The 15,010-nt window shown below is 64.3% G+C and carries 8 protein-coding genes and 1 pseudogene; 3 read left to right on the top strand and 6 right to left on the bottom strand.

The features are described 5' to 3' along the window. The first annotated feature begins 3 nt into the window (after positions 1 to 3). Positions 4 to 1,698 (top strand): methyl-accepting chemotaxis protein, encoded by a 1,695-nt coding sequence (locus IVA98_RS03410; protein ID WP_247297074.1) that lies wholly within the window; start codon positions 4 to 6, stop codon positions 1,696 to 1,698. A 67-nt stretch (positions 1,699 to 1,765) separates the two neighbouring features. Here IVA98_RS03410 and IVA98_RS03405 read toward each other — a convergent pair whose 3' ends face one another. Then, positions 1,766 to 5,566: a YhdP family protein gene (locus IVA98_RS03405; RefSeq protein ID WP_247297076.1), complete on the bottom strand. Its 3,801-nt coding sequence runs from the start codon at positions 5,564 to 5,566 to the stop codon at positions 1,766 to 1,768. A gap of 204 nt (positions 5,567 to 5,770) precedes the next feature. Between IVA98_RS03405 and IVA98_RS03400 the strand changes: the two are divergent. Both IVA98_RS03400 and IVA98_RS03395 read left to right on the top strand, forming a co-directional pair. Further along, a pseudogene (locus tag IVA98_RS03400) lies at positions 5,771 to 6,450 on the top strand (peroxiredoxin). A gap of 111 nt (positions 6,451 to 6,561) precedes the next feature. Further along, positions 6,562 to 7,929: a M23 family metallopeptidase gene (locus tag IVA98_RS03395; protein WP_247297080.1), complete on the top strand. Its 1,368-nt coding sequence runs from the start codon at positions 6,562 to 6,564 to the stop codon at positions 7,927 to 7,929. Between the two features lie 17 nt (positions 7,930 to 7,946). Here the strand turns inward: IVA98_RS03395 and IVA98_RS03390 are convergent, their stop codons facing one another. The 5 genes from IVA98_RS03390 to IVA98_RS03370 all read right to left on the bottom strand — a co-directional run bounded on the left by IVA98_RS03390 (position 7,947) and on the right by IVA98_RS03370 (position 14,972). Then, complete coding sequence (locus IVA98_RS03390; protein WP_247297082.1) at positions 7,947 to 9,182, bottom strand: ABC transporter substrate-binding protein; 1,236 nt, start codon at positions 9,180 to 9,182, stop codon at positions 7,947 to 7,949. 110 nt (positions 9,183 to 9,292) lie between these two features. Further along, positions 9,293 to 10,204, bottom strand: coding sequence for a DMT family transporter (locus IVA98_RS03385; RefSeq protein ID WP_247354274.1), 912 nt, complete (start codon positions 10,202 to 10,204; stop codon positions 9,293 to 9,295). A 143-nt stretch (positions 10,205 to 10,347) separates the two neighbouring features. After that, positions 10,348 to 11,229, bottom strand: coding sequence for an NAD(P)-dependent oxidoreductase (locus IVA98_RS03380; RefSeq protein ID WP_247297086.1), 882 nt, complete (start codon positions 11,227 to 11,229; stop codon positions 10,348 to 10,350). Between the two features lie 2 nt (positions 11,230 to 11,231). Continuing rightward, positions 11,232 to 12,363 (bottom strand): peptide chain release factor 2 gene (prfB, locus tag IVA98_RS03375; protein ID WP_247297088.1). Its coding sequence is split into 2 segments (ribosomal slippage): positions 11,232 to 12,293 and positions 12,295 to 12,363, totalling 1,131 coding nucleotides; the frame shifts between segments, so codons are not numbered across the junction. A 107-nt stretch (positions 12,364 to 12,470) separates the two neighbouring features. Beyond that, entirely contained in the window at positions 12,471 to 14,972 is a 2,502-nt protein-coding gene (locus tag IVA98_RS03370; protein WP_247297098.1) for a penicillin-binding protein 1A, read from the bottom strand. Positions 14,973 to 15,010 lie beyond the last annotated feature (38 nt).

Raw genomic sequence — 15,010 nt, 5'->3', positions numbered from 1 at the left:
GTGATGCAACTGCTCAGTCATCTGAAGATCCGCACCAAGCTTGCCAGCATGGTCTGCCTCGCGGCGCTCACGGTCACGGCCATCATCGGGGTATCGGCCGTGCTGAGCAAGAGCCGCATGATGGAGGACCGTGTCCAGCAGATGCGGACGGCGGTGGAGCTCCTCCATAATTACGCGCAATCGCTCCAGGACGAGGTGACAGCCGGCAAGCTCACGCAAGCCGAGGCCAAGAGCTTGTTCCACCAACGCGGCCGCCGCATGAGCTTCAACGGCGGCCAGGGCTACCCGGTGGTCTACAATCAGGACACCTCTCTGGTCGTGAACGGCGCCAATCAGCAGCTCGAAGGCAAGATCACTGGCGCCAAGGATTCCAACGGCGTGTTGATTGCCGACGCCATCATCAGGGCCGGCACCGACACCGCGCAGGGTGGCGTGACCTCCTATCTCTATCCCCGCCCCGGCCAGACCGAGCCGGTCCGCAAGACCGTGTTCGCGCGCAGATTCGCGCCCTGGAACGTGACCATCAGCTACGGACTCTACGTCGACGACATCGACGCCGACGTGCGCGCGCTGACGCTGGAGCTCGCCGCCATCGGCATCGGCCTGATGCTGCTGATGGCGATGCTGTCCTGGCTGATCGCCCGCGACGTGCTCGCCGCGCTGGACCGCCAGAAGACCCGCATGCAGCAGATTTCGGAAGGCACTATCGACAAGGCGGTCGAAGAGACCGGCCGCGGCGACGAGATCGGCCGCATGGCCGAGACGCTCGAAGTGCTCCGGCAAACCGCGCTGACCGCACGTAACCTGGAGGCCGAGCAGGTCGCCACCAAGGCCCGTAGCGAGCAGGAGAAACGCGATGCCTTGATCGCGCTTGCCGACCGCTTCGATGCGTCCGTCGGCCAGCTGGTCGGGCTGATGGCTTCGGGCTCCGGCGAACTCGAGGCGACCGCCAAGTCGATGTCCTCCACCGCCGAAGGCACCAACCGCCGCGCCGCTGTGGTCGGCTCGGCCGCCACCGAGGCCAGCCAGCGCGTCCAGACCGTCGCGGCCGCCGCCGAAGAGCTCTCCACTTCCATCACCGAGATCAGCCGTCAGGTCGCGCAGTCCGCCGAAGTCACCGGACGCGCGGTGGACAGTGCGCGCCGCACCGACACGATCGTGCGCGCGCTGTCCGATGGTGCCCAGCAGATCGAGCACGTCGCCGAGCTGATCTCCAGCATCGCGGCACAGACCAATTTGCTCGCGCTTAACGCCACTATCGAGGCTGCACGCGCAGGCGAAGCCGGTCGTGGCTTTGCCGTGGTCGCCTCCGAGGTAAAGTCGCTCGCGAGCCAGACCGCGGAAGCCACCCGCGAGATCGGCGACAAGATCGCCCAGATCCAGGGCGCGACCAAAGAAGCGGTGGACGCAATCGGCGGCATCACCGCCACCATCGAGGAGGTCAGTCGCATTGCGACCTCGATCGGCGCGGCCATCGAGGAGCAAGGTGCCGCCACCGCCGAGATCGCCCGCAGCGTGTCGCAGACCGCAGAAGCGACCCAGGAGGTCACGACCAATATCAGCGCCGTTAGCACGGCTGCGAACGAGACCGGCAACGCTGCCGGCATGGTGCTCGCGGCCGCCTCGAGCCTCTCCAAGCAGGCCGAACAGCTCTCCGGCGAGGTCGGGACGTTCCTGGCTGGCGTGCGCGCGGCGTAAGTTTCCGACCCCCACATGCGTCATGCCCGGGACAGGCGCGGGCGTGGCGGACTCTTGAGTCCCGCTTCTATCGCCGCGCCAGGCTGCAACCGCTCGACAGCTGCCGCGTCGATCCGGTCGACCCGTCGTTCGATTGCGACTGGAATTCCTCGAATGGCGAGTTCTGCTTGCCGGTGTTGAACTCGAAGATCTTGCGGAACAGGCCCGGCGCCATCGCCGAGATCGGATTGACGCGCATCACGGGCGCGGCCGGGGTGCCGACGACCTCGTAAGTCACGCCGATCAGCCCCTCGTTGTTGCCGCCGCCGAGGAAGATGCCGAACAACGGGATCTGGCCGAAGATGTTGTTGACGCCATACATCGGCACGAAGGTGCCGCTCATGCACACCTGGTTGCCGGGATAGTCGATCGAGCCCTCGATGGTGGCGCCGATCATCGGTCCCTTGACGACGCCGTCACGGATCGTGAGCGCGCCATTCTGACGGGTGAACTCGGCGCGGAGCGCGCTGAAGGAGACGCCGTTGCCGGTGCCGTTGGGCGCGCCGGCAGCAACGCGCTCGAGCTGCGCCTCGCCCTTCACGGTGAAGTCGCGCACGTTGATGAGACCCTCGCGCGAGGTGTTCGGCTCGGATGTCGGCGGCTCCATCGCCACCACCATCTGGCCGCCGACCGCCTTGGTATAGGTGTCGGTGAAGCGCAGCAGCGCGCCGGCATCGTTGGTCTGGAGATAGATCACTTCACGGCTGCCCTGCGCGCGGCCACCGCGCAAATCGGCCGCCACCGGCGTATCACGGCCGATCTTGCCACTCAACGTCAAGGCTTTGACGGCGCCGTTGCGTTTCGACATCTTGGCATCGACGCTGCGCATCGCCTCGCCGTTGAAACCGGCGACGGCGCCGAGCTTCACGTCGATGTCGAAATCGATGTTCTTCAGCTTGTTCTTGGCATCGTCTTTGGAATTGCCTGAGATCGCCGACTTCAGGAAACCGCGGCCGTCGAACACGTCGCCGCGCATGGTGCCGCGCACCACGCCGTCCTGGCTGCGCTCCACCTTCAACGAGGCCTTGTCGCCGTCGGAGGGCGAATAGGTCGGGAAGTTCGCGTTCATCAGGTCGCCATTCGCATCGATCTCGAGCGAGCCCTTGATCGAGGCGCCGCCGCCCTCGATGACGATGTCCTCGAAACGCGTCGATTGCGCCGTCGGCACCACTTTGAAGCTGGCCTTGCCGGACTTGCCCGGCAGCTTGACCCAGCCGGGCAGGATGTTGTCGAGCTTGACTGAGGTCAGGTCGGCCTCGACGGCGAGCTTCGTCGTCTGATCCGCGCCGCTCGCGATCTTGCCCGACAGCTTGATCGGCAACGATCCACTCACGGCAGGGCTGAGATCGAACCCCAGGCGCGCGCGGCTGGCATCGTCCAGCGTCGCCTGCAATCTGACGTCCGCATCGCCCTCGGCCGGCTTGCGATAGTCGAGCGAGGCGGCCTGCCCGTTGATCTTGACGTCGCCCTTGACCTGATAGCCCTGGTTGCTCGCGATGATCTTGAGGTTGTTGGCCTCCAGCTTCTGGTTCATCACCAGCTTGTCGGCGGCAAAGCCGTTGAGCTCGGCTGTCACGGCATAGGTCGTGTCGGCCCTGGTCAGCTCGCCCTTGACCGGCATGCCGAGCTGGATGTTCGCCGAGAACGTCCCCTTGCTGGTATTGGGATCGACGACGGTCGAAGACAGATCGCTCAGGCGATCATTGGAGAGCATTTCGGCCGCCGCGGGCACCGGTCCGTCGACGCGAAATCTCGTGCGCGACGGCGACGGCTTGGGCGCCATATCCGGCACCTCGAACGTGAAGTCGGAGATCGTGATCTTGCGGCCGGCGGGCGTGTCGGCAATGCCCTGCCCGATGTTCACGGTCGCAGTGCGGCCGGTCACGCGCGCCTTCAGATCGGCATCGTGCACCACCGGCATGCCGTCCACCGGACGCACCGCGACACCGCTTGCCACGATGTTGACCGACAGGCCGTCGTCGGGGATGGGAGGCCCCTTGCGCGGAAGGTTCTTCACCGGCGAGTTGACGCCGATCTCGATCCGCTGGAGCGTGCCGCGCTCGATCCGCTCGATCACCCATTCACGCAGCTCGGGAACGATCAATGTGGGCCACATCCGCTTCAGCGCGGAGGCCGACATCGGCGTTCCCGCAAAGCCGAGCGTCAGCCGCGGCTCGCCCGAATAGTCGATGGCACCGGTGCCGGCGACACCGATCTCGCCATTGCTGATATCGGCCTGCGTCAGCAAGAGGCGCTTGTGGTCAGTGTCGAAACGGAAACCGATCGCAATACGGTTGAAGACGAGCGGCGGCTCGTTGTCGATGCCACCAAGCAGGATCGAGCCGCCACTGAAGCCGAGCTGCCAGTCATTGGTGGCGCCGTTCGGTGGCTCGAGATGGCCCAGCAGGGTCAGGCGGTTGGCGCCGGAGAGAATTTTGAACGGAGCGACCAGCACCCGCCGGTTCGCGTCCCACTCGACGTTGATCTCGGCCGAGTCGATCGTCATCGGATAATCGGGCGTGTCGGTGTCGATGATGTTGCCCGCGCCGACCGCGATCTTGCCACGGAAGTAGGTCGGCACGCCGTCGCGGCCGAGTTCGCCCTTCAGCTCGCCCGTCAGCGGCAGGTCCGCGGTATAGGTGAGATCCTTGACCCGCAGCGCCAACAGGATGTTGGAGGTCGAGACCTTGTCGGCGCGGATGTCGACCGAGCGCACGCCGTTCTCGGCCGGCCCGATCGTGGCGCGCAGCATCCACGGGCGCGCGCCCTCCTCGCCGAGGCTGAGCGCGACGCCGCCACTGCTCGGCCGGCGCAGGCTGAGCGTGATGTTCTCGAACGACCATTTGCTGCCGCGCTGCTGGTCGTCGACAATCAGATTGCCGTTCTTCAGACCGATCTCGTTGAGGTTCTGGCCGTCGAGGCCGGTCATGCTCAGACTGTCGAGCCAATCGAGGCCCTGAAGAATTCCGCTCTGTGCGGTCGCCTGGGGAGCAGCCTGGGATGTGTCCGGGCTCGCAGGCGCTGTGGCGAATGGCGGCGGCGGGACGCCGTTGCGTGGGAATGTCGGCGGCAAGCCTGCCTCTTTCTTGGAGGCCACGCCGGTTGCCAGCGGCTTTGCGGTGTCGCCGGCCGAGACCGTGACGGTGCCGTCAGGTGCGATGCGGATCGCGAGCTCGGCATCGACGAGATTGAGGCTTTCTGCGCGCAGGTGCCCCATGAGGAGACCCGCACCCGACAGCTTGACCTCGGCTTTCGGCGCACTGGCGACGATGGCGTGATCGCGGTCGCGGACGACGATGTCACGGATGCGGACTGCGATCCGGACCCGCCCCGCCCGCTCGATCTGGGTGCCGCCCACCTCTACGGTGTTGCCGTGGCCGATATTGTCCTCGATGGCGGCTGCCAGCCATGGCGTTGCAATGTCGAGATTGATGGGCCCGGCGCCGAGCCGCCACCACAGCGTGCCGAAACAGCCGACGAAAATGACGACGAGGACGCCAACGACGACGGCCAGCCGCTTCAGCCAGCGGCCGCTGCCCAGCCGGCGACGTAAAGATCCAAACCCGTCACCGAGGCGATGGAAACCCGAATTGGAACGCGATAGCAGCCGGCGCGCGCGATGGCCCGCCGCCTCCTCCTGATCCGGATCCCAATCGGCGTCGTCCCATTCCTGCGGCTGTGATTGACCGCCGCGCCGATCGAAGTCCCGCGTGTAATCCTGGGGCGACTTATTCCTTGCCATTGCCTCTCGATACAGGCGTCCATCGTCGGATTGAGCGCCGCCGGGACCGCAGCCGCCGACGGGGAGCGAAGGCCCCTGCGCCGGCATTGCCGCCGTACTTCGAATATTCCTGCTGTTCGTCATTTCGCCCCGGCAGCGCGTTCAACGAGCAGTGGGGTGGTGCGTGGAATTCCTTGTAACCATACTCCGGCGTCGTCAGACTTGCCCAGCCGAGGGCGCGATTCCGGCACACCGGACGAGAGCTGCAATACCGCTTTGGTTGACCTGTCGAAAGCGACGAAAGGAAGGCGTATGTCCAAGAAATCCCAAAAGAAATCGTCCAAAACGCCCTCCGGCAGTCCGACGGCTAAAAAGAAGACCCTGAAAACGCGGGCAGCGACTCAAACAAGGTCCGCGAAAACACAGCGGACGCCGGCGAGCAAATCAACCAAGACCATAGCAAAAGCAGGATCACATAAGGCCGCCTCGAAACAGTTAAATTCCTCCAAGTCGCCCGCGGCGGCGAAGGTCGCCTTGACCGAGGGCCAGAAGGCTCCCGCCTTCCGTCTGCCCCGCGACGGCGGCGATGTGGTCACGCTGGCGGACTATGCCGGGCAAAGCTCGTGCTGTTCTTCTACCCTCGCGCCGACACGCCCGGTTGTACCAGGGAGGCGATCGACTTCACCCGGCTGGCGGACGCCTTCACGGCTGGCGGCACGGCCGTGCTCGGCATCTCCGCGGATCCGTTAAAGGCCCAGGAAAAGTTCCGCGACAAGCACAAGCTCGCCATTCCGCTCATCTCGGACGAGACGCACGAGATGCTGGAGGCCTACGGCGCCTGGGGCGAAAAGTCCATGTATGGCAAAAGCTTCCTCGGAATTCTTCGCACCACGGTGCTGGTCGGCCGCCATGGCAAAGTGGCCCGGATCTGGCGCAATGTCCGGGTCGACGGCCATGCCGATGAGGTCCTGGAAGCGGCAAGAAGTCTTTAATCAGTCCTTTGAATTCGAATGTTCCCGTTTCCGGAAAATTAACCATGACCGGCCCAGATTGCTGCGGCAATCAGGGCCGTACGGACTCATCCGACCGGCGCGGGAGTGCCGATGTCGAAAAGTTCTGCCCAATACTCGCAGTACCCCCAACATCATGCCCACGACCACGGACGGGCCTTCCATCGCCATCCAGCCGCCCCAGCGGCGGCGGTTGCGGTCCCCCTTCCCGCGACCGACGACGCCTACACCATTGTCCATGCCGGCAAGCAAGTCCGCTTCGGACCCGTGGTGTTCTGGATCGTGGTCGGTACGGTCGTGCTGCTCGGACTGTGGTCGGCCGCCACCGCCACCTACTTCGCCTTCCGCGACGACGTCCTGACCCGGCTGATCGCCCGCCAAGCCGAGATGCAGTACGCCTATGAAGACCGTATCGCCGAGCTGCGGGCCAAGGTCGACCGCACCACCAGCCGGCAGCTGCTCGACCAGGAGCAGTTCGACCAAAAGCTCGACCAGATCATGAAGCGCCAGACGGCGCTGGAATCCCGGGCTACGGCGCTCGGCGCCATGCCCGACGTGACCGGGTCGATCCCGCGCTCGACACCGCAGCGTGGCGACGCCGGCCAGAACGCAACCCAGGGCACGCCGAAGCCGTCGCCGATCAGCGACACCGTAATCTTTGTGGCGCCGCCGGATCGCGAAGCGCGGCTCGAGTCGCGCGCGCCGACTGTCGCGGCGCCGCCGACCAGCCAATTCGCCAAGAACCAGGGCTTCGACAACGTCCTGGTCCGGCTCACGGCTTCGCTTGATCAGGTCGAGCGTCGCCAGATGGCGGCGCTTAACGCCGTCGAGGAAGGCATGGATTCACGCATGCGCCGGATGCGCGGCGTCGTCAGCGATCTCGGCCTCAGCCTCGCCAATCTCGAAGCCGCCGTACCGCGCACCGCAATGGGCGGGCCTTTCGTACCCGTCAAATTGACGCCCAACGCCGGGCCGTTCGAGAAGCAGCTTTATCGCATCAACACCACGCGCGCCGAGTTGGACCGGCTCAATCGCACGCTGGCGCTGGTGCCCTATCGCAAGCCCGTCATCGGCGAGGTCGAGTTCACCTCCGGCTTCGGCGTGCGCAGCGATCCTTTCCTCGGCCGGCCCGCAATGCATACCGGGCTCGACTTCCGCGCCGCCACCGGCGATCCCGTTCGCGTCACCGCCAACGGCAAGGTAGTTTCCGCCGGCTGGTCCGGCGGCTATGGCCGCATGGTCGAGGTCGATCACGGAAACGGGCTTTCGACCCGCTATGGCCATCTCTCCGAGATCAACGTCAGGATCGGCGAGGTCGTCAAGATCGGCCAGGTGATTGGTCTCGTCGGTTCGACCGGCCGTTCCACGGGTCCGCATTTGCACTATGAGACCCGCATCGAGGGCGAGGCGGTCGATCCGCAGAAATTTTTGCGCGCCGGCGTGCGGCTCAGCGCGGGCTAACGCAGATACACGGCGGATTACTGGCTGCGCTCGTGGCCGACCTCACCTGTGATGACGTCACCGAACAGCTCCCAAGCCTGCCCGTTGAAGCGCATCAGCTGCATCTGCTCGATTGGGAAATAATCGTCAGGCGAGGTGTTGACCATGATGCCCGGCAGCATCAGGTCAGTGTGGAAGTCCTTCAGGTTCGCAGCCTGCTTCATCACGTTCTCGCGGGTGAGATGGTCGCCGCACTGCTTCAAGACCTGGACCATCGCTTCGGCCTGGACGTAGCCATAGACATTGTTGGCGTTAGTCTTGTCGCCGTCAGGGTAATACTTGTCCATGAACGCGCGCCATTTCACCACAGCCGGATCCTTGTCCCAGGTCGGATCGGTCGGGTCTTTCAGATAGACCGTCGAGATGATGTCCTTGGAATAGTCCAGCCCGGCCGGCTTGAGCACCGAGGCAACCGAGGTCGCAGTGTTGGCCAGGAAGAACTTTGGCTTCCAGCCGAGCTCGCCCACCTTCCGGATCGCCTGCGCCGATCCTTTTGGCGCGGCCCATGAGAAGAAAATGTCCGCACCGGAATCGTGAAGAGCAACGATCTGCGAGTCGATCGAGGGATCGCTGACTTCATAGGATTTGTCCGCGATGATCATACTGGCCTTGTCGCCAAGCCCGTCCTTCAGTCCCTTGAACTGGTCCTTGCCGGCATCGTCGTTCTGCCAGAACACCGCGATCTTGCTGTCGGGGAAATGATCGCGGATGTACTTTGCATAGATCCGCCCCTCGCTCTGATAGTTGGGCTGGAAGCCCATGGTCCAAGGGAAATTTTTGGGATCGCCGAACTTGGTGCCACCGGAGGCCACGAAGAGCTGCGGCACTTTCTTGGCGTTCATGTATTTCATGATCGCGGAGTTCGAGGGCGTGCCGAGCGACTGGAAGATCAAGAGAACCTCGTCGCTCTCGACGAGCTTGCGCGCCTGTTCGATCGCTTTCGGGGGCGAATAGGCGTCATCATAGCTGATGAAGTTGATCTTTCGCCCGTTGATGCCGCCTTGATCGTTGATCATCCTGAAAAAGGCGGCCTCCGTCTTGCCGATCACGCCATAGGAAGACGCCGGCCCGCTATAGGGCATGATGTTGCCGATCTTGATTTCGGTGTCGCTGGCGCCGGGGTCGTATTTCTTCTGCGCGAAGGCCGGTGTCGTGGCGAGCACTCCGGCAGCAAGCATGGCGAGGGCAGCAAGGTTGGTGCGACGACCCGGCATCGTTCTCTCCCCTGTATTTTTGTAGTCTTGTTATGCAGGGAGTGTCGCAAGGCGCCCTGCCGCTGGCAAGCGCCGGGATTTTCCGCGAGATGAAACGATGGAGCGGGAACTTACGCGCCGCGACGCAGCAGGCCGGGCACGCGTCCGTCGATCACGAGCAATGCGCTGCCGATGACGATGGCGCCGGCGATCTCGCGCATGGAGATCGCCTCACCAAGCACCAGCCATCCCAGAAAGATCGCGGTGACGGGAATGAGCAGCGTCACCAGCATGACATTGCTCGCGCCCGAGCGTCGCGCGATCTGAAAGAACACGATGTAGGCGAGCGCCGTTGAAAGCGCGGCAAGGCCAAGCACGGCGAGGCAGGTCGTCGGGCTCGGTAGCGGTAGCTGCCATGGCCTCTCCACCGCGCCGGCGACGACCGTCATCATCACGGTGGATGCCATCAGTTGAAATGTCGCCGCTCCAAGCGGGTGCGTGTCCTTCAGCAACCGTCGCGCCGCGAGCGCCGCAAGACCATAGCTGAAGGCGCCGGCGAGGCAGAGCAGGATACCGAGCCCCTGCCCCGGCCTCGTCTCGAAACCCCATCCGCGCAGGATGATCACGCCGGCAAGCCCCAGCGCCACCCCGGCGATACGACGCATCTGCAAGGCCTCCTCACCGGCCGCCGCCATCACCACCACAGTGAACAGCGGCGTGGTCGCGTTCAGGATCGACGCCAGCCCGCTCGGAATGAAAGTCTGGCCGATCACAATGAGCGAGAACGGAATCACGTTGTTGAGCAGCTCGATCGCGACGAACGGCCTCCATCCCATCGTGCCCGAGGGGAAGCCGATCCCCTGCATACGGAGCAACGGTAGGAGAATGGCGGCGCCAAGCGCGACGCGCAGGAACACCAGCGTCAGCGGCGGCAATTCCCGTAAGCCCGCGCTGTTGAAGAAGAACGAGCCACCCCAGAGCACCGAGAGCATGGCGAGCAGCGACCAGTCGCGCGCATCGATGCGGTTGTCGTTCCGGGGCATGGCGTCTCAGCTTGGCGGCCCAGCCCATCCCCTAGAACGGTGCGGTGGACAGTGCCACCCGATTTCCGATGAAGCATCGGTTTACAAAACCGGCGCTTGGAATGAATGGAGCGGCCAAGGCGGCCCCATATTGGTGCACTTGGCTAGGAGGATGTCTTCGGCCGCGACACCAGCTCGATCATCCTGCCTTCATCATCGTCGGGCATCGTCGCTTTCGCCTGCGCGTAAGCCTCCACGGCGGCGCGCGCGACCAGCGGCTTGCTGGCCAGCAGGCTCTCCGCCAAGTTGACGGCATAGGCGGCATCCTTGTGCCGCAGCGCCGATGTGAAGGTCGCACCGCTGAAGTCGCGGGCAACCATGCGCTTGGAGTGGCGCTGCACCTGCGGGCTTGCCGCGACGCCCGACAGAATCGACTCCAGCACCAGATTCATGTCGAGCCCGGCCTGCTCGGCGATCGCAAGGCCCTCGGCGAGGCCGGCGATCTGGATCGCGCCCATCAGATTGTTGATGAGCTTGTAGACCGTGCCGGTGCCGACCGCACCGAAATGGCGGATGGTCGTGCCGATTGGGTCGAGATAAGGCCGCGCGCGAGCGAGATCGGCCGGATCGGCGCCAGCCAAGAGCGTCAACTTCCCGGCTGCGGCCGCATCGGGCAATCCGGTCACGGGGCAGTCGATGTAGATGAGACCGCGCGCATTCAGCTCGCGGCCCATCTCGCGGGCATGGTCATAGGAGACGGTCGAGCATTCGATCGCGATGGTGCCTGCCTTCGCGGTCTTGGCAGCGCCCTTGGGCCCAAGCCAGACCGCACGCGAGGCCTCGTCATCGGCAACCATGGTCACGACGGCGTCGGCATCGATCGCGGCGTCCTCAGGGGACGTCGCCCAATGCGCGCCACGCGCGATCAGGTCTTCGGCCTTGGGCTTGCTACGATTCCACAACGTCACTGTGAAGCCGGCATCGAGATAGCGCCCGGCCATGCCATGGCCCATCCGTCCAAGCCCGATGAAGGCGACGCGGGGCATGATCAGTCCACGTCCTCGATCTCGCCGGTGGTGGTGCCGAAGGCGCGCTGTGCCAGGGTCGCCGCCATGAACTCGTCGAGCTCGCCGTTCAGCACGCCCGAGGTGTCGGAGGTCTGCACACCCGTGCGCAGATCCTTCACCATTTGATAGGGCTGCAGCACGTAGGAGCGGATCTGGTGGCCCCAGCCGATATCGGTCTTGGCGGCCTGGTCGGCGGCCGCCTTCTCCTCGCGCTTCTTCAGTTCCATCTCGTAGAGGCGCGCGCGCAGCATGTCCCAGGCCTGTGCCCGGTTCTTGTGCTGGGAGCGACCGGCCTGGCAGACCACCGCAACACCGGTCGGAATATGCGTCAGGCGCACCGCGGATTCGGTCTTGTTGACGTGCTGACCGCCGGCGCCCCCCGAACGCATCGTGTCGGTGCGGACGTCGGATTCCTTGATGTCGATCTTGATGCTGTCGTCGATGACGGGGAACACCTGCACGCTCGAGAACGAGGTGTGCCGCCGCGCGTTGGAATCGAACGGCGAGATGCGCACCAGGCGATGCACGCCGGCCTCGGTCTTCAGCCAGCCATAGGCGTTGTGGCCGGAGACCTGAATGGTTGCGGACTTGATGCCGGCCTCTTCGCCCTCGGACTCTTCCAGCACCTCGACCTTGAAGCCGTGGGTTTCGGCCCAGCGCGTGTACATGCGCAAGAGCATCTGCGCCCAGTCCTGGCTCTCGGTGCCGCCGGCGCCGGCATGGACTTCGAGATAGGAATCGAAACGGTCGGCCTCGCCCGACAGCAGCGCCTCGAGCTCGCGCCGCGCCACTTCCTTCTTCAGGTTCTTCAGCGCGGCTTCGGCCTCGGCGACCACGCCGTCATCGCCCTCGGCCTCGCCGAGCTCGATCATGCCGATATCGTCTTCGAGTTCCTGCTCGACCTTGCCGATGCCCGACAACGCGTCCTCGAGCGAGGTGCGCTCCTGCATCAGCTTCTGGGCTTTCTGGGGATCGTTCCAGAGGTTGGGATCTTCTGCGAGCTTGTTCAGCTCAGCGAGGCGCGCCGTCGATTTCTCGACGTCAAAGATGCCTCCTCAGCAGCCCGACTGACTGCTTGATCTCTTCTACCAACCGCTCGATTTCGGCGCGCATGTCGCTCTCAGATGTCGCGGAATTGTTCCGCTTACGATTGCAACGGGATGTAACGGCGGCGGCACCAAAGCGCAACCGCCCACTCTCTCAAACGTCGGCGTTATCCGCTAATACAGCCCACCGGTGCCCGGCCGCATGAAAAAGCCGGAATCCGGCTGCTGCTGCTGCGACGCCGGCATGCGCCCATCGGCGTCAGCAACGCCGATGACTGCGTAGTTGTCCGGCGGCGCAGTGCCCGGCTTGAAGGCTTCGAGGATGGTTCCGCCGGTCTCACCCGGGCCAGCGCGCATGCCGGTCTTGGCGACGACGCGCACGAGCTTGATCCCGGCCGGCACCTTGAACGGCACAGCGGGCTTATCTGCGAGCGCCAGCTTGAGGAAATCACGCACGATCGGCGCGGCGAGATGGCCGCCAGTCGCCGCATTGCCTCTGCCGAGCGGACGCGGCTTGTCATAGCCCATATAGACCGCGACCGCGATGTCCGGCGAGTAGCCGACGAACCAGGCATCCTTGGCTTCGTTGGTGGTACCGGTCTTGCCCGCGATCGGCTTGCCCACGTCTTTGAGTACCGTTGCCGTACCGGCCTGGACCACGCCTTCCAACAGCTCGGTGATCTGGTAGGCGGTCATGGAGTCCAACACCTGCTCGCGGCGGTCGATCAGCTGCGGCTCGGGCTGGTTCTTCCAGCCGCCCGGCGCGTCGCAACCGCGGCATTCGCGCTGGTCGTGCTTGAAGATGGTGTGGCCGTAGCGGTCCTGGATGCGGTCGATCAAAGTCGGCTTCACCCGGCGGCCGCCATTGGCGAGCATCGAGTACGCTGTGACCATCCGCATCGCCGTGGTCTCGCCGGCGCCCAGGGAGTATGACAAGTAATTAGGCAACTCGTCATAGACGCCGAAACGCCTAGCATACTCGCCAATTAACGGCATGCCGATATCCTGCGCCAGGCGCACCGTCACCGTGTTACGCGACAGCCGCAGTGCATTACGCAGCGTCATCGGTCCGTTATATTTGCCGGCATCAAAATTCTCCGGCCGCCACACGCCGGCGCCCTGGCCTTGGTCGATTTCGATCGGAGCATCGAGCACCACGGTCGACGGCGTATAACCGTTGTCAAGGGCGGCCGAATAGACAATCGGCTTGAACGACGAACCCGGCTGCCGATAGGCCTGCGTGGCGCGATTGAACTGGCTCTGGTCGAACGAGAAGCCGCCGACCATCGCGAGCACGCGGCCGGTCCAGGGGTCCATCACCGCCATCGCGCCCGACACTTCGGGGATCTGACGCAGCCGGTACTGGCCTTCGATGGGCTGGCCGTCCTTGTAGAGCGGATCGGCATAAATGACATCGCCGGGCTGGAGCACCTGCGACACCGCCGTCGGCGTCTTGCCCTTTGTGCCGCCCTGCACGGCCCGCGCCCAGCGCACGCCGTCGAGTGTGACGAGGCCGGTCTCGCGCTGCTTGCTCACGGCGCCGCCGAGTTCACGGCTCGGCTGAAAGCCGATGCGCGCCGACTGGTCGCTGGTCTCCAGCACCACCGCCATACGCCATGGCGAGATGTCGGAGAGCGACTTGATCTCGGCAAGCTTCACGCCCCAGTCGCCCGAAATATCGAGCTTGCTCATGGCGCCGCGATAGCCCTGCTGCTCGTCATAGTTCACGAGGCCGGCGACCATGGTCTTGCGCGCCATGACCTGAATCTTGGGATCGAGCGTGGTGCGGACAGAAAGACCGCCCTCATACAGCTTCTTCTCGCCATAGCGTTCGAAGATATCGCGGCGGACTTCCTCGGCGAAATATTCGCCGGCGAACGTGTGGGCGCCATTGGAACGGCTGGTGACGGCCAGCGGCTCCTTGCGCGCCTTCTCGGCGTCGGCCTGCTTGATCCAGCCGTTCTCCAGCAGACGATCGACCACGTAATTGCGGCGCTCGATGGCACGGTCGCGGTTGCGCACCGGATGCAGGGTCGCGGGCATCTTCGGCAGTGCCGCCAGATAGGAGGCTTCAGCAACCGTGAGCTCGTTCACCGATTTGTCGAAATAGACGAGCGACGCCGCCGCGATGCCGTAGGCGCCAAGGCCGAGATAAATTTCGTTCAGATACAGTTCGAGGATCTTGTCCTTCGAGTAGGTCTTCTCGATGCGCATCGCCAGCAAGGCTTCCTTGATCTTGCGGGCGAAGGAGACCTCATTGGTCAGAAGGAAGTTCTTGGCGACCTGCTGGGTGATGGTGGAGGCGCCCTGCGGACGCCGGTTCGAGCCGTAGTTCTGGATGTAGACCAGACCTGCGCGCGCCATGCCGGTGTAGTCGATACCGCCATGCTCGTAGAAATTCTTGTCCTCGGCCGCCAGGAACGCGTTGATCACGAGCTTGGGCACCGCCTGGATCGGCAGATACAGCCGTCGCTCCTTGGCGTATTCCCCGAGCAGCGAACCGTCGACCGCGTGCACGCGTGTCATCACCGGCGGCTCGTAATCCTGAAGCTGAGAATAGTCCGGCAAGTCCTTGGAGAAATGCCAGATCAGGCCTGCCACGGCCCCTACACCGACAAGGAACACCACTGTTCCCGCGGCGAACAGGAAGCCCATGAACCGCACCAGCAAGCGCATTATGTGTTTATCCGTTCAAATTCTGGATCAGCCCAGTA

The organism is Bradyrhizobium sp. 160 (assembly GCF_023073735.1).
Taxonomy (GTDB): domain Bacteria; phylum Pseudomonadota; class Alphaproteobacteria; order Rhizobiales; family Xanthobacteraceae; genus Bradyrhizobium.
The sequence above is the reverse complement of the archived record's forward strand: the minus strand, read 5'-3'. Positions and strand labels throughout refer to the sequence as shown.

Coding starts and splice junctions, on each gene's coding strand:
- IVA98_RS03385 (WP_247354274.1), bottom strand. CDS start 10,204: ATGCCCCGGAACGACAACCGCATCGATGCGCGCGACTGGTCGCTGCTC.
- IVA98_RS03390 (WP_247297082.1), bottom strand. CDS start 9,182: ATGCCGGGTCGTCGCACCAACCTTGCTGCCCTCGCCATGCTTGCTGCC.
- IVA98_RS03405 (WP_247297076.1), bottom strand. CDS start 5,566: ATGCCGGCGCAGGGGCCTTCGCTCCCCGTCGGCGGCTGCGGTCCCGGC.
- IVA98_RS03410 (WP_247297074.1), top strand. CDS start 4: ATGCAACTGCTCAGTCATCTGAAGATCCGCACCAAGCTTGCCAGCATG.
- IVA98_RS03370 (WP_247297098.1), bottom strand. CDS start 14,972: ATGCGCTTGCTGGTGCGGTTCATGGGCTTCCTGTTCGCCGCGGGAACA.
- IVA98_RS03380 (WP_247297086.1), bottom strand. CDS start 11,229: ATGCCCCGCGTCGCCTTCATCGGGCTTGGACGGATGGGCCATGGCATG.
- IVA98_RS03395 (WP_247297080.1), top strand. CDS start 6,562: ATGTCGAAAAGTTCTGCCCAATACTCGCAGTACCCCCAACATCATGCC.